Source organism: Saccharopolyspora sp. NPDC045839 (genome assembly GCF_056431645.1).
The window spans coordinates 104,721-122,835 of sequence record NZ_JBWKKH010000007.1 but is presented as its reverse complement, the minus strand read 5'-3'; the positions used below and the strand labels follow the sequence as shown (position 1 = coordinate 122,835).

Here is an 18,115-nt window from a genome sequence, read left to right as displayed (position 1 = left end):
GTTGCAGGTGGTGTTCGCGGGACGTTCGGGTATCCGGCACGAGAACGATGACCCCGAATTCGACCGGTCGGGCGCTATCGGTCGAGTTCCAGGAGCATCCGGGTGTTACCGAGCGTGTTCGGTTTGATGTTGGCGAGGTCGAGGAACTCCGCCACGCCCGCGTCGACGGAGCGGCGCATCTCTTCGTAGACGTCCGGGCTGACCGGGGCGCCGTCGATGGTGCGGAAGCCGTGGCGGCCGAAGAACTCGGTCTCGAAGGTCAGCACGAACACCCGGGACAGGCCCAGCTCGCGGGCGAGGTCGACGAGCTGGTGCACGAGGCGGTGGCCGATGCCGTGGCCCTTCACCGCCGGATCCACCGCGACCGTGCGGATCTCGGCGAGGTCTTCCCAGAGCACGTGCAGCGCGCCGCAGCCGACTACGCGGCCGGCGCCGTCCGGCTCGGCGCGCTCGGCGACCCAGAACTCCTGGATGTCCTCGTAGAGGGTGACGAGTTCTTTGGCCAGCAGCACTTCGCCCGCATAGGCGTCGACCAGGGACTTGATCGTCCGAACGTCGGCGATGCGCGCCCGTCGAATCGTTATCGCCGATGACGCATAGTCATTCATGTGCGCATCGTAGCGCCGCGATCCTGGCGTGGCATGCGCATTCTCCGCGCGTCACGAGCCCAGTCGCAGCAGCATGCGCGTGTTGCCGAGGGTGTTCGGCTTCACGTGCGCGAGGTCCAGGAACTGCGCCACGCCTTCGTCCGGCGAGCGGCGGATCTCGTCGTAGACGTCCGGCGGGACCGGGGTGTCGGCGATCGGCAGGAAGCCGTGGCGGCCGAAGAACTCGGTCTCGAAGGTCAGCACGAAGATCCGCGACAGGCCCAGCTCGCCGGCGGCGCTGACCAGGCCGGCGACGAGCGAGTGGCCGATGCCGCGGCCCTTGGCCATCGGGTCGACGGCGACGGTGCGGATTTCGGCGAGGTCTTCCCAGAGCACGTGCAGTGCGCCGCAGCCGACGATCCGGCCTGCCTGTTCGGCGACCCAGAACTCCTGGATGTCCTCGTAGAGCGTGACGAGTTCCTTGCCCAGCACCACTTTTCCCGCGTAGTGGTCGATCAACGCCTTGATCGCGCGGGCGTCGCGGACTCGGGCCGGGCGCACCTCGACGAGAGCTGTCATGTTAGGCAAGCCTAACCAACTGCGGGTTCGAGTGGTCGGATGGCGGCCGTAATCTTGACCACGGCCGGGGTTTTCGCCCGACGGGCTCGTGCGCAGGGGGTGGCGGCCGGGACGTTACGCTCCTCGCATGTCAACCGAGCAAAGTCACCGCCGAGTCGCCATGGTCACGCTCGGTTGCGCCCGCAACGAGGTCGATTCCGAAGAGCTCGCCGGCAACCTGCACGGTCGCGGCTGGGAACTCGTCGACGCCGACGACGCCGACGTCGTGGTGGTCAACACTTGCGGCTTCGTCGAATCGGCGAAGAAGGACTCCGTCGACACGCTGCTCGCCGCGGCCGACACCGGCGCGAAGGTCGTCGCCGTCGGCTGCATGGCCGAGCGCTACGGCGCCGAGCTCGCCGAGCACATGCCCGAGGCCGACGCGGTGCTCGGCTTCGACCACTACGCCGAGCTCGCCGACCGGCTCGACGACGTCGTCGCCGGGCAAGCCATCCAGTCGCACCAGCCGCGGGACCGGCGCAAGATGCTGCCGATCACCCCGGTCGCCCGGCCCGCCGCGGCCGCCGATGTCTCGGTGCCCGGGCACGGCTGGGTGCCGGCCGCCCGCGCGGTGGCGCGCCGCCGGCTCGACGACTCGCCGGTCGCCGCGTTGAAGCTGGCCTCCGGCTGCGACCGGCGCTGCTCGTTCTGCGCCATCCCGTCCTTCCGCGGTTCCTTCCTGTCCCGGCCGCCGGAGGAGATCCTGGGCGAGGCCGCCTGGCTGGCCGAGCACGGGGCGAAGGAACTGTTCCTGGTCAGCGAGAACTCCACCTCCTACGGCAAGGACATGGCCGACGCGCGGGCGCTGGAAGTGCTGCTGCCGAAGCTCGCCGCCATCGACGGCGTCGACCGGGTGCGGGTGTCCTACCTCCAGCCCGCCGAGACCCGTCCCGGCCTGGTGCGGGCCATCGCCACCACGCCCGGTGTCGCGCCGTACTTCGACCTGTCGTTCCAGCACTCCAGCGAGTCGGTGCTGCGCCGGATGCGCCGGTTCGGCTCCACCGAGTCGTTCCTGGCGCTCATCGAGCAGATCCGCGAGCTCGCCCCGGAGGCGGGCATCCGCAGCAACGTCATCGTCGGCTTCCCCGGCGAGACCGAGGACGACTTCGCCGAGCTGCAGGACTTCCTCACCCGGGCGCGGCTGGACGCCATCGGCGTGTTCGGCTACTCCGACGAGGACGGCACCGAGGCCGCCGGCTTCGACGGCAAGATCGACCCGGACGTCGTGGACGAGCGCGTCGAGAAGCTCTCCGACCTCGTCGACGAGCTGATCGCGCAGCGAGCCGAGGACCGCATCGGCACCGAGGTTCGGGTCCTCGTCGAGCGCGTCAGCGACGAGGAGTGCGCCGGCCGCGCCGAGCACCAGGGGCCGGAGGTGGACGGGGAATGCCTCGTCACCGATCCTGGAGAGGTCAACGTGGGTGATGTGCTGCTCTGCCGGGTGGTGGACAGCGAAGGCGTGGACCTCGTGGTGAGCCCGATCGACAGCACGCCCGCGCAGAACAGGTCCGGGGAGCAGCCATGACGGCCGATGGCGCGACGTCCGACTCCGCAGCGGCGAACCCGACCGGGGTGCGGTCCGAGCCCGTGCCGCTGGTCAACATCGCCAACATCCTGACCGTTTCCCGGCTCGCGCTGGTGCCGGTCTTCCTCGTCGCGCTGTTCTGGGAGGACGGGCACGACACGCTGTGGCGGTGGATCGCCACGGCGGTGTTCGCGATCGCCTCCATCACCGACCGCATCGACGGCGACCTGGCCCGCAAGCGCGGCCTGGTCACCGACTTCGGCAAGGTCGCCGACCCCATCGCGGACAAGGCGCTGACCGGCGCCGCGCTGGTCGGGCTGAGCCTTCTCGGCGACCTCGGCTGGTGGGTCACCTGGGTGATCATCGGCCGCGAGGTCGCCGTCACGCTGCTGCGGTTCTGGGTGATCCGGCACGGCGTCATCGCGGCCAGCCGCGGCGGCAAGGTCAAGACGCTGCTGCAGGCCCTCGCCATCGGCTTCTACCTGCTGCCGCTCGGCGCCTGGGCCGACGTGCCGCGCTGGATCGTGATGGGCGCGGCGCTGGTCGCCACGGTCGTGACCGGGCTCGACTACGTCGTGCGCGCGGTACGGCTGCGCGCCGCCGGCCGGGCCAAGGTCGGCGCGTGATCGTCGATCAGATCGGGTTGTCGTTGCCGCAGGTCGCGGCCTTGCTCGAGGCATTGCGGCGGCGCGGCGAGACGGTCGCGACCGCGGAATCGTTGACGGCCGGCCTGGTGTCCGCCGTGCTGACCGACGTGCCCGGGGCCAGTGACGTGGTCCGCGGTGGGCTGATCGTTTACGCGACCGATCTGAAGGCGGAGCTGGCCGGGGTCGATCGCGATCTGCTCGCGGCGCACGGCGCGGTGCACCCGCGGGTCGCGGAGATGCTCGCGGACGGCGCCCGGCGGCGGTGCGGCGCGGACTGGGGCATCGGGCTGACCGGCGTGGCCGGGCCCGACCCGCAGGACGGGGTGGCACCGGGCACTGTGCACCTCGGGTTCGCCGGGCCGGCCGGCGCGACCGTGCGGTCGGTGCGCCTCGACGGCGATCGGCACGCCGTGCGGGCTGCGGCCGTTCGGGTGGCGCTGGAACACTTCGCGGGTCTGCTGCGTTGATTCAACGGGGCGCTGTGCGCTGGCAGAAGGTCGCGCCCGGGAACGGTCACCGTGCGTTCGCCCTCGGCGGACTTGTGGACGATCGTTCTCGTTCGGGCCCTCGGATGAGTAACGTAGGTGGCGTTCACGCGTGGTGCACGCGGTAGGCGACGAAGGAAGGGAGGCGCGCGATGACCGTATTGTTGCGGGAGGCGGTCGGTGAACGACTGCGCCGCGCCCGGACCGCACAGTCTCGGACCTTGCGGGACGTTTCGCGCGCTGCCCGGGTGAGCCTCGGATATCTCTCCGAGGTGGAACGGGGCCGCAAGGAGGCGTCCAGCGAGCTGCTCGCCTCGATCTGCGGCGCCCTGGACCTGCCGTTGCCGGAACTCCTGGTCACCGTGGCCGGCGACCTGGACGAGACGCTGGTGGTGCCGTCGGTCGTCGAGCAGGCCACGTCGGCGGAGATCGACGGCGGCCGCCTGGTGCCCAGCCTGATCGGCACCGAGCTCTCCGACGCCGAACTGGCCAAGCAGCAGCTGACCGGCGCCGAAGCCAGTGCGGACGCGGAACCGCGCGCCTGCGCGGACCGGCTGCAGCCGATGCTCAGCCAGCGGATCAGCGCGCCGGTGCGCAAGCCCGGCGGTGTCGTGGTGGCGGCGTAATGCCTGTTTCTTGACTCGTTCGCGTGGCGGTGCGCGTGGCGGCCCCCTGCGGGAGTTACACGGGGCCTTCTCGCTGTGGGATCCCCGACAGGGGTGGTCCACCGTGAACCCGCGGCGGTGCCGGTTGCGAGGGTGAGTTGAGCGGCTGCGCCGCTTCAAATACAGAATCGAGAGGCTGTTCGTGAGTGCCGGAGCGGGTATATGCCCGTTTCGGCACTCACGACCGTTTTCGGGGCCCGGTGGCCGGGCGGTGGCGGCTTTCTGGTTCGATCTTGGGTCGTAGCTCCGGGTAAATCCCGGAGAACTACCGTGTTTGGTGGAAGCCGACACGACTACCTGACACGATGGAACCAGCGGGCACGCCCGGTGCGGTCGTGTCGGCATGGGGCAGCCGAGCACAGAAGAAGGCAGGCGGAGGAGATGGCCAACCCGTTCGTGAAGGCCTGGAAGTACTTCATGGCGGCGTTCTCGTCGAAGGTCGACGAGCACGCGGACCCGAAAGTGCAGATCCAGCAGGCCATCGAGGAAGCCCAGAAGCAGCACCAGAGCCTCTCCCAGCAGGCCGCTTCCGTGATCGGCAACCAGCGACAGCTGGAGATGAAGCTGAACCGGCAGCTCGGCGAGGTCGAGAAGCTGCAGGCGTCGGCGAAGCAGGCGCTGGTGATGGCCGACCAGGCGCGCGCCAACGGCGACGAGGCGACCGCGCAGAAGTACGAGGAGACCGCCACCCAGCTGGCCAGCCAGCTGGTCACCGCGGAGCAGGGCGTCGAGGACCTCAAGACGCTGCACGACCAGTCGCTGGGCGCCGCCGAGCAGGCGAAGCAGGCGGTGGAGCGCAACGCGCAGATCCTGCAGCAGAAGATCGCCGAGCGCACCAAGCTGCTCAGCCAGCTGGAGCAGGCCAAGATGCAGGAGCAGGTCTCCGCGTCGATGCGGCAGATGACCGAGATCTCCGCGCCCGGTAACACGCCGTCGCTGGAAGAGGTCCGGGACAAGATCGAGCGCCGCTACACCACCGCGCTGGGCGAGGCGGAGCTGGCGCAGAACAGCGTGCAGGGCCGGATGCTGGAGGTCCAGCAGGCGTCCATCGACGCCGCCGGCGCCAGCCGGCTCGCGCAGCTGCGCGCCTCGATGGGCACCGGGCAGCAGCAGGTGACGGGCGGACAGCAGCAGCAGATCGCCGGTGGTTCGCAGGCTGCCGGTGAGCCGGCGACCCAGCCCCAGCAACAGCAGAATCCGCAAGCCGGCCAAGCCTGAGCGAGCGTGATGTGAAGTCCCGCAAGCAGGAGCTGACGCAGTTGGGCGAGGCCGCGCTTGAGCAGTTGCGCGGCCCGCTCCTCTCTGACGTGCGGCGGAAGTTCGCCAACTGGCGCGATCCGCGCGCCCGGCTGCTGCGGCAGCGCAAGCGCGCGAAGCGGACTGCCGCGGGTAGCGCGGTCTCGGCCGGCGCGTTCGGCGCAGGCGCGGTCGCGTCGGCGTCCCTGCCGACGGTGTGGGGCTCGCTGGGCGAACTGGGCTGGTTCCTGCAGGACGTGAGCACCTTGGGGCTCGGCGGGATAGCCGTCGCCAGCGGCGTGGGCGCGGTCGGCGCGGGGCTGAAGTACCGGCGGCTCAAGAGGACACCGCTGCCCGACCCGCAACCAGAACCCCTGGCACTGCCCCGACAGGGGTCGGCGGCGCGGGAGCCGATGCAGCGGTTGCGCGATGCGGAGCAGAGCCTGCACCGCGCGCTGGCGCAGCTGACGTCGGCGGGCGCGGGTAGCGCCGCAGCCGACGCGCGGGGCACCGCGGACAGCGCGGCAGCGGAGCTGCGGCGCGTCGCGGAGCGGCTCGTCGCCGTGGAGGCGGCGATCCCGCACGCGCCGGAGGCGCAGAAGCCCGCGTTGCGGGCTGATGTGCAGCGGCTGCGCGAGGAGCTCGACGAAGGCCTCGACGGGTACGGCGGTTTGGTCGCCGCAGCGGGGCGGGCGGTGGCCGCCAGCGGCGCTTCGGAGCAGAAGTACCTGATGCAGGACGCCACCGATCGGCTGGCCGGGCTCGCCGCCGGTCTTCGGGAGCTCTTCGGGCCGGACGGACCCAACGCGGACCCGCAGCGCCGATCCGGCCAGGACTGACGCGACACGCCGGGCCGATATCACTGCTGGTAGTCGACTTTTTCGTCGATCCGGCGAGCGGGTTGGCTTGATTGTGTGATGCGAAATAGTAATCTTCCCCCTGTCATCACATGCCGTGGCAGGGCCTCGCCCGACCGGGCGGCTCGGGGGAGGACGATGTGGCGTTGTGGACCGTGCACGGCAACGGTCGACGCCTGGTGCGCGATGCCGTGGTGGCCTCCGAGGAGCGGCTCAGCTGGCCGCTGACCATCGGATTCGGGCTGCAGCACCTCCTGGCGATGTTCGGCACCACGACGCTCGTGCCGCTGCTCACCGGCTTCCCGCTGACGACCACGCTGCTGCTCTCCGGCGTCGGCACCCTGCTGTTCCTGCTGCTCACCCGGAACCGGGTGCCCACCTACCTCGGCGCGTCGGTGGCCTTCGTGGTGCCGTTGGGCACTGCCGCGGGCGAGGCCGGTGCGAGCCCGGCCGCCCTGCTCGGCGGGATCGTGGCGGTCGGCCTGGTGGTGATGGCCGTCGGCGTGGCGGTCAAGGCGCTGGGCGTGCGATTGCTGGAGTCCGCGATGCCGCCCGTGGTGACGGGCGCGGTCGTGCTGATGATCGGGCTCAGCCTCGCGCCGCAGTCGGTGTCCTGGTTCAGCGAGCAGCGCGTGCCCGCGGCGCTGACGCTCGGCACGATCGTGCTGCTCACGGTCCTCAGCCGGGGCATGGCCGGGCGGGCCGCGGTGCTGATCGGGGTGCTGGCCGGGTGGATCTACGCCGTGCTGGCCGGTGACCTCGTCCCGGAGCGGCTCGACGAGCTCGCCGCCGCGCCCTGGTTCGGGCTGCCCCAGCTGATCGCCCCGCAGGCGCACATCTCGGTGATGCCGTTCGTGCTGCCGCTGGTGATCGTGCTGGTCGCCGAGCACGTCGCGCACCTCAAGGCGGTCGCCGCGATGAGCGGCCGCGACCTCGACCCGTACGTCGGGGACGCGCTGATCAGCGGCGGCCTGGCCACCACGCTGGCCGGCTCGGCGGGTGGGTCGGCGCTGAGCAGCTACGCGGCGAACATCGGGGTGATGGCCGCGACGCGGGTTTACTCGACGGCGGCCTGCCTGGTCGCCGCGGTGGGCGCGATCGTGCTGTCGTTCTCGCCCAAGCTCGGCGCCCTGATCAACACGATTCCGCTCGGCGTGCTCGGTGGCGCGACGCTGGTGCTCTTCGGGCTGCTGGCGCTGGTCGGGGCGCGGATCTGGCTGGACGCCGCGGTGGACTTCGCGGATCCGGTGAACCTGGTGGTGATGGGCACCGCGGTGATCGCCGGGGTCGGCAACCTGACGCTGCAGGTGGGGGAGCTCCGGATCACGGGCCTGGTGTGGGGTTCGGTCGGCATCGTGCTGATCTACCCGATCCTGCGGGGCCTCGCCGACGCCCGCGACGCGGCCAACGAAAGCTGACGCACCGATACCGCGAATCCTTGGGCGCTGCAAGGCTGTTTCGTATGCGGTGGTGTGGGTGCGGTAGGGCGGGTTATGAGCGGCGCAGCCGCTTAGCCCACCCTCGCAGCCGGCACCGCCGCAGGTTCACGGCGCCCACCCCTCCGGGGTTCTCCCAGCGAGGACAGCCGCGACGTGGTGAATTGGCATTCATGATGTCGGGGATCCCACAGCGAGAAGGCGGCAGTGACTCCCGCAGGGGGCCGCTACCCACACCACCACGCAAAACGATCCTGGAAACAACCTCTATCAGGGTTGGCAGCGGGGGCAGTGGTAGGTGACGCGCGCTTCGACGTCGTCGCCCTGGGTGCCGCGGCGGACCGGGCCGCCGCAGCGCAGGCAGGTGCGCCGGTCGTAGACCCAGTGCTGGGTGCCGCGCCGCAGGCTCTTGGTGGTGGACTGCTCGGGGTGCCAGGCGTTGCGCAGCAGCAGTTCCCGGCACAGCCGCACCGCGCGTGCCGCGTCGATCTCCGCGACCGGCGTCCACGGCGAGCGGCCCAGCAGGAAGCACACCTCCGTCTTGTAGATGTTGCCGACCCCGGCCATCACGGTCTGGTCCAGCAGCGCCAGGCCGAGCTCCCGGTCCGGGTCGGCGGTCAGCCGCCGGATCGCCTCGGCCGCGTGCCCGTCGTCCCACGCCGGATCGAGCAGGTCCGGCCCGAGATGGCCGATCAGCTCGGATTCCGCCGAGGTCGGCAGCCAGCGGAGGTCGTGCAGGTTGAACCCGACCGCCACCCGGTCGGCCGTGCCCAGGACGGCCCGGGCCTGATGCGCCGGCCGCCGCCACCTGGCGCCGGGGGAGTAGAGGTGCCAGGCGCCGTCCATGCGCAGGTGGTTGTGCAGGGTGTGGCCGTCGTCGAAGCGGATCAGCAGGTGCTTGCCCGCCGGGCGCACCTCGCGCACCCGCCGGTCATTGAGGTCCAATGTGGACAGGCGGGGGTGCCGCAGCTCGCCACGGGTCAGGACCTGCCCGGCCAGCGCCTCGTGCAGCCGGTGGCAGGTGAGGAAGACCGTGTCGCCTTCGGGCAGGGCTCGCTCACCCCTCGGCTGCCAGCTTCAGGCCCAGGCCGATCAGCACCGTCGCGGTGATCCGGTCCAGCCAGGCGCGCACCCGCTGCCGCTGGAACAGCGCGCGGGCCCGGCCGGCGAGCCACACCAGCGCGGTGGACCACAGCAGCCCGATGGAGATGTGCGTCGCCACGAGCAGCGGGCCCCAGGCGAACGCCGCCGCCCCGGGCGGCAGGAACTGCGGCAGCAGGCTGACGTAGAACACGCCCACCTTGGGGTTGAGCAGGTTCGTGGCCATCCCCGAGCGCAGCGCGCCGAAAGCGGTCAGCGCCACCGGTTCGACCGGGACGTCGTCGGCCTGCTGAACCCTGTTGCGGGGCAACGACTTCCACAGCGCCGAGCCGCCCAGCCAGAGCAGGTAGACGGCGCCCGCCACCCGCACGATGTCGTAGGCCACCTGGGAGGCGGTGAGCAGCGCGGTCAGGCCCGCGATGCTCGCCGTGCCCCAGATCAGGCAGCCGAGGTTGATCCCGAGGAACGTCGCCACCCCGACGCGGCGCCCGCCGAGCAGCGAATGCCGCAGGATCAGCATCGTGTCCAGGCCGGGCGTCAGGACGCCGATCAGCGCGACGAAGACGAACGTCAGGAACAACGTCGTGGTCATTCGGCACCGTCCAGCAGCTCGTCGTCGTCCGGCTCGGCTCGGCGCGGCCGGCCTGCCCGCAGCGTACGGGCCAGCACCAGGTTGAACGCCAGCGCGACCTCCCGCGCTCCCGGCGTGCCCCACTGGTGGATCGGCATGCACGCCCCTTGCGCCTGCTGCACGGCCAGCCGATCGGGCAGCGCGACCGGCAGCACCAGCGGGCCGAAGATGTCCCGCAGCTCGTCGATGCGGAACTGGTGCTCGTGGGAGCGCGGCCGAACCCGGTTGACGATGACGCCGAGCGGCTGCAGGTCAGGGTTGGTCGACTGGCGCTCGGCCTGCACCGCCTCGAACGCCCGCTGCACACCGGAGACCGCGAAGATCGTCGGCTCGGTGACCAGCAGCGCGCGATCGGCGGCGATCAGCGCGGAGCGGGTCAGCCGCCCCAGCGACGGCGGGCAGTCCAGCAGCACCAGCTGGTACGGCAGCTCGCCGTCGGCGATCAGGCCGTCCAATTCGGACAGTGCCGTGGTGAGGCGGGACAGATGTTCGCCGTCGCCGTGCTGGCCGTTGTGGCTCTCGGCGTCCTCGGAACCGACCAGGACGTCGACCTCTTCGCCCCAGGAGCTGCCGGTCACCGCCGCCCGCAGCACCTCCGGGCTCGGGTCGGCCAGGACGTCGCTGAGGCCCTTGGCGGTCTCCTCCGGCTCCAGGCACGCGGTCGCGTTGCACTGCGGATCGAGGTCGACGACCAACGTCCGAACCCCGCGGCGCATGGCGGCCGAGGCAAGCCCGAGCACCACGGTCGTCTTGCCCACGCCACCCTTGAGACTCAGCACTGCCACCGTCTGCACGGTCGTAGCCTACGGAACCGGGGACCGTCCCAGAACTGCTCCCTGAAACTTGATCAATGCCAGTGGTGCGGGTGGCGGAACGGGTTCTGCGGAATGCCGCCGGGAATCCGCCGATCCGCACTCCGGTGAAACCCGTCCGCGACCCCGCATTACGCTGCTCACCATGAGATCCGACGCCGTCCACCAGGTGCTGGAAGCCGAACTCGACGCTGCGCGGCGGCGACGCGGCGGGCGCCCGCCGCGGGTGCTCGACGTCGGTGGCGGCAGCGGCGTGTGGGCCGTGCCGCTGGCTTCCGCGGGCTGCTCGGTGACGGTGGTCGATCCGAGCCCGAACGCGTTGGCGATGCTCCAGCGCCGGGCCGTCGACGCCGGCGTGGCCGACCAGATCACCCCGCTGCAGGGCGACACCGACGCGCTGGCGGCGTTCAGCCCGGAAGGTGGCGCCGATCTCGTGCTGGCGCACGGGCTTCTGGAGGTCGTCGACGACGTCGAAGCGGCGGTGGCGGCGCTGGCCGCGGCCACCGCACCCGGCGGCGCGGTGTCTGTGCTGGCCGCCAACCGGTACGCCGCGGTCCTGGGCTGGGCGCTGGCCGGCCGGCTCGCCGAGGCGCTGCAGCTGATCCAGGACCCGAACGGGCGGCTCGACGAGGCATCGGACACCCTGCAGCGCCGGTTCGACACCGACGGCCTGCGCGATGTCTTGACGGGTGCCGGATTGGCCGTGGAGCTGATCCAGGGCCAGGGCGTGCTCAGCGACCTGGTGCCCGGCTCGGCGCTGGACAACAACCCCCGGGCGGCCGACACGATGGCCGAGCTGGAGCGGGCGGCGGCACGCCGAGCGCCGCTGCGCGACATCGCGACCCGGCTCCACGCCATCGCGCGCCGGCCGGCATAAGGACTGCTTCCAGGCTTGTTCGGCCAGCTTGCAACGCCGTTTCCGCTGGGCGTGGCGGCCCGGTGCGGATCGATCACTGCCCCGAGGGGATGATGTCGGCAACCTCGCACAGTTCCGGTGCCGGGACCGGGTAGTACTCGCGTGCCGGGAACCGTATCCTCAGGGGTGACGCCCCCAAGCGTTCGCCGGTCCCCAGCCTGTGTGGGCAAAAGCCCACCGGGTCTCCGGCGCCACTGAGAGACCTGTGCCGGAGGAGGAGTCATGCCACTCTCCGAGCACGAGCAGCGACAGCTCGAACAAATCGAGCGCGCGCTCTACGCCGAGGACCCCAAGTTCGCCTCCACCGTGCGCGGAGGACGGCTGCATCGCCCATCCAGACGCCGGCGGCTGCAGGGCATCGCCGTCTTCGTCCTGGGGTTGGCCCTGCTGGTAATCGGTGCGGTGATCCCGGCCCTCAGGCCGGCCGACATCCCCGTGTTGAGCGTGGTCGGCTTCCTCGTGATGTTCGGCGGAGCAGTGATCGTCCTGTCCGCGTTGCGCGGTGGCGGGGACGACATCGAATCGGGACTGGAGAACGGCGGTGGTGGTCGGCCGAAGCGGGGCGCAGACCGCAGCAAGCCCGGACGCAGCTCCTTCACGCAGCGGATGGAGGAGCGTTTCCGCAAACGCTTCGATCAATAGCGGCTGATCGACCCGGAGATCGCCGCCGATTCTGCTCCACCGAGCAGAACCGGCGGCGATCTCCGCTATGCACGCGCTTTCACGGCCGATCCTCCGGGGCCGCTGCAGGGAAACCTTTGCGGCGATTTCGCGCGAAATCGCCAACCCTCGCCACAAGGCTTCGGCACTGCAGAGGCGGATGCACGGGTGGCATCACCACGTCCCGCCGTGGCAACTCAGGGGTTTCCGGCCGCGTGTTGCTCCGGGTCAGCGGCTGGCCTGGCGGAGCTCCAGCACCGAGCGGGGGAACAGGCGCGAGCGCCAGTCCAGCGGTGCCGTGCGGCGGAGGCTGTCCAGGACGCCGCGCAGCGTCTCCGGGAGCGTCGCCTCCGGTTCCTGCCCCGGTGGTGCGTACCACTCCCGCTCCACCGCCACCACCAGCGCTCGCATCGCCTTGGCGCCGGACTCGTCCAGGCCGTGGCGCTCGATCAGCCCCGTCGCGACCCGGCGTGCCGTGTCGGCGGCCGCCGGCCGCGTGCCCCGGTCCTGGAACTCGTCCAGCACCTCCCGCCACGCGATCCCCGCGGCGCCCTCCGCGCCTTCGGCGACCGCGCGCAGCCGTCGCCTCCGGCGGACCTCCCGCACCGCGGCCGGCGCGGCTAGCAGCACCGACCCCAGCACCAGGACGCCGATCACGACCGGCCACGGGTTCGGGCTCTCCGCCTCGTGCGGTGCCCGGGGGGTGCCGACGTCCGCGCCGTCCGGGTGCTCCGACCCGGGCACCGAGCCGGCGGTGGGCGGCGTGCTCGGCTGGGGCTGGCCGGGCTGCGGCGCCGGTTGCTGAGCCTGGTTCAACTCGCCGTCGAGGAACTCCGGCAGCGCGGCCCGGCCGTCGCTCAGCGGCGTCGGGTCGAAGGTCTGCCAGCCCCAGCCGGGGAAGTACGCCTCGACCCAGGCGTGCGCGTCCTCGGTGGTGATCACCCGCTCGTCGCCGTCGCGATAGCCGGGGGTGAAGCCGATCGCCACCCGGGACGGGATGCCGACCGAGCGCAGCAGCACCGCCATCGACGAGGCGTACTGCTCGCAGAACCCGCGCTTGCCGCGGAACAGGAAGTCGGACAGGGCGTCGCCGCCGGTCGACGGGGCGGTCTGCAGGTCGTAGCGGAAGCCGTTGGCCGGGTCGGTGAAGTAGCGGTTGAGCGCGACCGCCTTGTCGAAGTCGGTGGGCGCGTTCGCGGTGAGCCGCCTGGCCAGGTCGGCCACCTGCGGCGGGATTCCCGCGGTGTCCAGATAGGCGGGCGCGATCGGCGCCGGGCCGTGGGCCTGGCGCAGCTGGTCCGGCGTCGGCCGCTGGACGAGCAGCTGCTCGACGTAGGGGCGGCTTTCCTGGTTGGTCTGGGTGAACACGATCCCGGCGGACGGGTCGTAGCGCCAGTTCGTGCCCATCCCCGAGACGAACAGCGGGACGCCGAACACCGGCAGCCACGGGTCGCGGTAGCCGATCGGCTGAATCTCGACCCGTTCGTGGTCGCCGAGCATGATGTCGGTGCCGTCGGGCAGCGCGAGCTTGGCGTTGGCGTCGACGCCCTGGGTGAGGCCCTCCAGCTCCCAGCCGCGCTCCGGGTCGAACTTCCGCAGCGTCATCGCCCGCAGGTAGGTGTCCTGCCGCAGGCTGCGGACCCGGAACAGCTCGACGACGCGGTCCCGGTTGAGCTGGCCGCGCAGCGAGGTGAACGGCTGCAGCCCGATGCCGTCGGTGCCGCTGAACTGCTCCGGCACGGATCCCGGCAGCCGGCCCTCGGTGCCGACGCCGGTGAACACCACGCCCGTGAGCACCGCGATCACCCCGGCGGTTCCGGCGATCGTGGCGGTGGAGCGGCCGAACACGGTGTGCGCGACCTGGTTGCGATCCTCCTGCCGCCGCCACCTGCGGTGCTGGCCGCCCGAGGCCAGCAGCACGGCGTAGCCCAGTGCCCCGGCGGTGGAGGCCCACCACGGCAGCATGTCGTCGGCCAGCGACGCCGGGACGGCGAACACGCACAGCAGCACCAGCCCGGCCACCGCCGGGCTGCGGTAGGTCACCACGATGACGTCGACCGCCAGCGCGACCAGCCCCAGGCCGAGGCAGACCATCAACTGCAGCGCCGGTTCGGCGGGCACCGGCGGCACCCCGGTGCGCACCAGGTCGCCGGACTCGGTCAGCAGGCCGCCGAGCTCCCCGAGGGCTGCCGGGCCGGGCAGCACGCCGAGCACCGCGCTCTCGGCGAACTGCGCGGTCAGGACCACCAACAGGCCGGACAGCTGCGCGAGCACGGTCAGCGGCAGCGACCACCGGACCCGGCGGCACAGCGCCCCGATGACCGCGACGGCCAGCACGGTGACCATCGTGGGGAAGACCCACCGGCTGTCGGCCAGCACCCCGGCGAACGCCGTCGACGCGCACAGCACGGCCAGCGCCGCGGCCGCGGTCGCCACCAACGACATGTCGATGGCCGCCGTCATCCGGTTCGCGGTCATGGCGCGACCTCCGATTCCGGTGCGGTCGTCTCCCGGCAGAGCCGCTGCCAGACGTCGGAGATCGCGACCCCCGGGCCGTCCACGACGACCACCGTCCAGCCGGCCGCGCGCAGCCGCCGGGCGGTCTGCTGCGGGTCGAAACCGCCGCCGTTCTCCCCGTTCCAGGCACCGACGTCGAGCAGCAGCGCGAGGCTTCGAGTCTCTTGTGGACGGAGCTTGGTCAGCTCGGCGACCGCCGCGGTGGTCGTCTCGCCGAGCACCGCGATGAGCTCCTGCCCGCTGCCCGGATCGCGGGTGGCCACCAGGTCGCGCTGCGGCGAACTGCGCACCGCGGCCAGCGCGTCCAGCACCGCGTCGTCGTCGTGCCCGCCATCGGACGGCCCGGTGCCGCCGGTCAGCACCTGCCCGTCCTCGGTGACCAGCCGGACCTGCTGGCCGTTCTGGTGCAGGTGCAGGCAGATGCTGGCCGCCGCGGAGATCGCCCACTCGACGCTGCTGCGCGCGCCGCTGCCCCGGTGGGCTGCCGAGCGCCGGTCCAGCAGCACCGTGACGCCGCCGTGCCAGGGCCGTTCCTCGACCCGCACCATCAGCTCGTCGCGGCGCGCGGTGGACTTCCAGTGCACCCGCCGGATGTCGTCGCCGTGCCGGTACTGCCGCACCATCGTGTCGTCATCGCCGTGCCCGGAGCGCAGGCGGGTCGTGCCGTCGTCGCCGGTGCCCAGCCCAGAACCGGCGGGCAGTCCGGTGAGCCGGAACACCCTCGGCACCGCCACCAGCCGGTTGCGGCCGGCGAGCTCCCGTTCGAACTCGGAGAGCCCGAAGGGATCGTTGATCCGGGTGCGCAGCGGCCCGATGTGGTGGATGCCGCGCAGCGTGGGCGTCACCGCGTACTCCAGGATCGTGCCGCCGTGCCGGGGCGCCGCGTCCAGCCGGAACCGCGGCCGCCCGCCGAGCGCGTGCGGGGTGTTGTCCTCCAGCACCAGCCCGTCGACCGGGAGCCGGCCGCTGCCGGTGACGTGCAGCTGGACGCTTGCCTCGGTGCCGACCGGGACGCGCGGCTGCACCACCTGCCGCCGGGCCGCGATGCCGAACCGGGTGCGGCTGGCGAGCACCAGCGCCAGCAGCGGCAGCGCGATCACGAACGCAGACACCCGCAGGAGGTCCCGCTCGTCCAGCACGAGCGCGCAGATGCCGGCGGCCACGCCCGCCGCCAGCAGGCAGCGCCCGCGGATGGTCAGCCCCGAGAGCACGACTACCTGCGTTCGCCGTCGCTGTCGCCGCGCGGCACCGGGATCCGGTTGAGCAGCTGCCGCACCAGGTCCGTCGCCGAGCGGCGCGACGCGCGGGCCTCGCTGGTCAGCACCAGCCGGTGGGCCAGCACCGGGACGGCGATCGCCTGCACGTCGTCGGGGACGACGAACTCGCGACCGGACAGCGCGGCCTGCGCGCGGGCGGCGCGGACCAGCTGCAGGGTCGAGCGGGGCGAGGCGCCCAGCCGCAGCTCGGGGAGCTGGCGCGTCGCCGTCACCAGGTCGATCGCGTAGCGGCGGATCTCGGTGGACAGGTGCACCCGGCGCACGGCCCGCAACAAGGCCTGCACCTCGCCGCCGTCGGCGACGGGGCGCAGGTCGCGCAGCGGGTCGTGCCCGGCGTGCTCGTCCACCATCGCCAGCTCCGCCTTGGCGTCCGGGTAGCCGATCGACACCCGGGTCGTGAAGCGGTCGCGCTGCGCCTCGGGGAGGGCGTAGGTGCCTTCCATCTCGATCGGGTTCTGGGTGGCGATCACCATGAACGGCGCGCTGAGCCGGTAGGTCTCGCCGTCGACGGTGACCTGGTTCTCCTCCATGCACTCCAGCAGCGCCGACTGGGTCTTCGGCGAGGCCCGGTTGATCTCGTCGCCGACGACGATGTTGGCGAACACCGGGCCGGGCCGAAACTCGAAGGACTCGGTCTGCCGGTTGTAGATGGACACGCCGGTGATGTCGCTGGGCAGCAGGTCCGGGGTGAACTGGATCCGGCTCACCGAGCAGTCGATGGACCGGGCCAGGGCCTTGGCCAGTGAGGTCTTGCCGACCCCGGGCACGTCCTCGACGAGCAGGTGGCCCTCGGCGAGCATGGTGACCAGCGCCACCCGCACCACCTCGGGCTTGCCCACCAGGACCTGCTCGACGTTGGCGGCGATGCGCTGGATGGTGCCGTGCAGCCGGTCGATGCTCGGTGCGGGCTCGGTGCCGGTCGGCGCGGCGCCGGACAGCTGGGCTTCAGGCGTCACGCCACCTCCTGCGTGTTGCGGCGCGGCAGCACGCCGGAACGGTCGCGCATGCGAACCTCCAAAGTCTGCGGCCGGCGGGCGGTTGTCGCGGTCCGCGCCGGCACGCCCGGCAAAGCGGAAACGATCACCTGATCGAGACCGGCGGGCACGTGCAGTGTGCCAAACCGGCGGTGCCCGGCGGGACACCCGCACCGAACCTCGCCGCGGGCGGCGGACCGCACGCCCCACTTCGCCCCACCGCGCTCGCGCCACCGGTCGGCGACCGGTGCCCGGTCGGGCGGTTCCCGAGCATAACCGCGCGCTCCGACGGGTTGATCAAGGTCGGGCGGGCGAAACCCCCCACTGTGCCGCCACGCTGTGCTACCAGGGCAAACGGGGCCAATCCTGCCGGGGGAACCGAGGCAACTCGTGTTGACGGTGGAGTGAAGTGGGGTAGTGTGGGGGAAGGTGGGGCAAACGGGGGTCCTGCCTCTTGAGGTGGGGCACTGCTTCAGGTGGGCACTGCTTCCGATGGCCATCGGATTTGGCGACCAGCGGGAGCACCGGCTCGGAGGCCGTTCGGGGAGTGGGCGGCATCGGGACGGTCCGGGGTCGTCCTGCGGGCGGCCTGGGCGGGGAGGTGGACCGGGATGTTCCTCGGCACCCACCACCCGAAGCTCGACGACAAGGGGCGCTTGACGCTGCCGGCCAAGTACCGGGAAGCATTGGCGGGGGGGTTGATGGTCACCAAGGGACAGGACCACTGCCTCTACGTCTTCCCGCGCGATGAGTTCGAGCAGATGGCGCGCAAGGTCGCCGAGGCGCCGTTCACCAACGAGGCGGTCCGCGCCTACCAGCGGTACCTGTTCGCCGGCACCGACGAGCAGCAGCCGGACGGGCAGGGCCGGATCAAGATCGCGGCGGAGCTGCGGCGCTACGCCGGGCTGGCCAAGGAGTGCGTGGTCATCGGCGCGATCAACCGCCTGGAGATCTGGCACTCGGAGAGGTGGCAGAGCTACCTCGACGAGCACGAGGAGGGCTATGCGAAGGCGCAGGAGGAGGTGTTGCCCGGCGTGTTCTGAGCGTTCCGCCGACCGGCGGGGCGGGAGTTGACGGCAAGGGACCCGGGTTTCGTGAGGCCTCGGTCCGCTCGGCTATCGCATGCCTGGTGCATCTTCCCCGGCACCAGGACGCGACGGGCGGGCGGGGA

General features: G+C 71.8%; 19 protein-coding genes. 10 read left to right on the top strand and 9 right to left on the bottom strand.

What is annotated here, in order from left to right; genetic code table 11:
* Positions 1-74: 74 nt before the first annotated feature.
* Together AC07EQ_RS12600 and AC07EQ_RS12595 are read right to left on the bottom strand one after the other, a co-directional pair.
* A complete protein-coding gene (locus AC07EQ_RS12600; RefSeq protein WP_478388111.1) occupies positions 75-608 on the bottom strand; it encodes an amino-acid N-acetyltransferase in 534 nt (177 codons plus the stop codon).
* A gap of 51 nt (positions 609-659) precedes the next feature.
* Complete coding sequence (locus AC07EQ_RS12595) at positions 660-1,166, bottom strand: amino-acid N-acetyltransferase (RefSeq protein ID WP_478388110.1); 507 nt, start codon at positions 1,164-1,166, stop codon at positions 660-662.
* A 127-nt stretch (positions 1,167-1,293) separates the two neighbouring features.
* Here AC07EQ_RS12595 and rimO point away from each other — a divergent pair, with 127 nt between their 5' ends.
* The 7 genes from rimO (at position 1,294) to AC07EQ_RS12560 (ending at position 8,038) form a co-directional block, all read left to right on the top strand.
* Positions 1,294-2,730: a 30S ribosomal protein S12 methylthiotransferase RimO gene (gene rimO / locus AC07EQ_RS12590; RefSeq protein WP_478388109.1), complete on the top strand. Its 1,437-nt coding sequence runs from the start codon at positions 1,294-1,296 to the stop codon at positions 2,728-2,730.
* Complete coding sequence (gene pgsA, locus AC07EQ_RS12585) at positions 2,727-3,356, top strand: CDP-diacylglycerol--glycerol-3-phosphate 3-phosphatidyltransferase (RefSeq protein WP_478388108.1); 630 nt, start codon at positions 2,727-2,729, stop codon at positions 3,354-3,356. The genes rimO and pgsA overlap by 4 nt, the downstream gene beginning before the upstream one ends.
* Entirely contained in the window at positions 3,353-3,844 is a 492-nt protein-coding gene (locus AC07EQ_RS12580; protein ID WP_478388107.1) for a CinA family protein, read from the top strand. The genes pgsA and AC07EQ_RS12580 overlap by 4 nt, the downstream gene beginning before the upstream one ends.
* A gap of 170 nt (positions 3,845-4,014) precedes the next feature.
* Positions 4,015-4,488 (top strand): helix-turn-helix domain-containing protein, encoded by a 474-nt coding sequence (locus AC07EQ_RS12575; protein WP_478388106.1) that lies wholly within the window; start codon positions 4,015-4,017, stop codon positions 4,486-4,488.
* Between the two features lie 420 nt (positions 4,489-4,908).
* The gene (locus AC07EQ_RS12570) at positions 4,909-5,745 is read left to right on the top strand and encodes a PspA/IM30 family protein (RefSeq protein ID WP_478388105.1); all 837 of its coding nucleotides are present in this window, start codon (positions 4,909-4,911) and stop codon (positions 5,743-5,745) included.
* 11 nt (positions 5,746-5,756) lie between these two features.
* On the top strand, positions 5,757-6,602 hold the full coding sequence (pspM, locus tag AC07EQ_RS12565) for a phage shock envelope stress response protein PspM (RefSeq protein ID WP_478388104.1): 846 nt from the start codon (positions 5,757-5,759) through the stop codon (positions 6,600-6,602).
* Positions 6,603-6,760: 158 nt separating this feature from the next.
* On the top strand, positions 6,761-8,038 hold the full coding sequence (locus AC07EQ_RS12560) for a uracil-xanthine permease family protein (protein ID WP_478388255.1): 1,278 nt from the start codon (positions 6,761-6,763) through the stop codon (positions 8,036-8,038).
* Positions 8,039-8,326: 288 nt separating this feature from the next.
* Here AC07EQ_RS12560 and AC07EQ_RS12555 read toward each other — a convergent pair whose 3' ends face one another.
* Genes AC07EQ_RS12555 through AC07EQ_RS12545 form a run of 3 tightly spaced genes read right to left on the bottom strand, consistent with a single transcriptional unit; the run spans position 8,327 to position 10,582 of the window.
* Positions 8,327-9,106, bottom strand: coding sequence for an Fpg/Nei family DNA glycosylase (locus tag AC07EQ_RS12555; RefSeq protein ID WP_478388254.1), 780 nt, complete (start codon positions 9,104-9,106; stop codon positions 8,327-8,329).
* Positions 9,107-9,113: 7 nt separating this feature from the next.
* Complete coding sequence (locus tag AC07EQ_RS12550) at positions 9,114-9,749, bottom strand: LysE family translocator (RefSeq protein ID WP_478388103.1); 636 nt, start codon at positions 9,747-9,749, stop codon at positions 9,114-9,116.
* On the bottom strand, positions 9,746-10,582 hold the full coding sequence (locus AC07EQ_RS12545) for a ParA family protein (RefSeq protein WP_478388102.1): 837 nt from the start codon (positions 10,580-10,582) through the stop codon (positions 9,746-9,748). The genes AC07EQ_RS12550 and AC07EQ_RS12545 overlap by 4 nt, the downstream gene beginning before the upstream one ends.
* Before the next feature lie 163 nt (positions 10,583-10,745).
* Between AC07EQ_RS12545 and AC07EQ_RS12540 the strand changes: the two genes are divergently transcribed.
* Positions 10,746-11,477 carry a class I SAM-dependent methyltransferase gene (locus tag AC07EQ_RS12540; RefSeq protein WP_478388101.1) on the top strand — a complete coding sequence of 244 codons (732 nt, stop codon included), beginning with the start codon at positions 10,746-10,748 and terminating at the stop codon, positions 11,475-11,477.
* Positions 11,478-11,738: 261 nt separating this feature from the next.
* Positions 11,739-12,158, top strand: coding sequence for a DUF3040 domain-containing protein (locus AC07EQ_RS12535; protein ID WP_093261617.1), 420 nt, complete (start codon positions 11,739-11,741; stop codon positions 12,156-12,158).
* 246 nt (positions 12,159-12,404) lie between these two features.
* Here the strand turns inward: AC07EQ_RS12535 and AC07EQ_RS12530 are convergent, their stop codons facing one another.
* The 4 genes from AC07EQ_RS12530 to AC07EQ_RS12515 are packed head-to-tail and all read right to left on the bottom strand — an operon-like array spanning position 12,405 to position 17,075.
* Positions 12,405-14,654 (bottom strand): transglutaminase TgpA family protein, encoded by a 2,250-nt coding sequence (locus tag AC07EQ_RS12530; RefSeq protein WP_478388100.1) that lies wholly within the window; start codon positions 14,652-14,654, stop codon positions 12,405-12,407.
* Positions 14,651-15,904 (bottom strand): DUF58 domain-containing protein, encoded by a 1,254-nt coding sequence (locus tag AC07EQ_RS12525; RefSeq protein ID WP_478388099.1) that lies wholly within the window; start codon positions 15,902-15,904, stop codon positions 14,651-14,653. The genes AC07EQ_RS12530 and AC07EQ_RS12525 overlap by 4 nt, the downstream gene beginning before the upstream one ends.
* 2 nt (positions 15,905-15,906) lie before the next feature.
* Positions 15,907-16,908 (bottom strand): AAA family ATPase, encoded by a 1,002-nt coding sequence (locus AC07EQ_RS12520; protein WP_478388253.1) that lies wholly within the window; start codon positions 16,906-16,908, stop codon positions 15,907-15,909.
* A gap of 14 nt (positions 16,909-16,922) precedes the next feature.
* Positions 16,923-17,075, bottom strand: coding sequence for a hypothetical protein (locus tag AC07EQ_RS12515; RefSeq protein WP_478388098.1), 153 nt, complete (start codon positions 17,073-17,075; stop codon positions 16,923-16,925).
* 480 nt (positions 17,076-17,555) lie between these two features.
* On the opposite strand from AC07EQ_RS12515, the gene mraZ reads away from it, so the two are divergent.
* Positions 17,556-17,987, top strand: a complete 432-nt coding sequence (gene mraZ, locus AC07EQ_RS12510; protein WP_132485633.1) for a division/cell wall cluster transcriptional repressor MraZ — start codon at positions 17,556-17,558, stop codon at positions 17,985-17,987.
* The last annotated feature ends 128 nt before the right edge of the window (positions 17,988-18,115 follow it).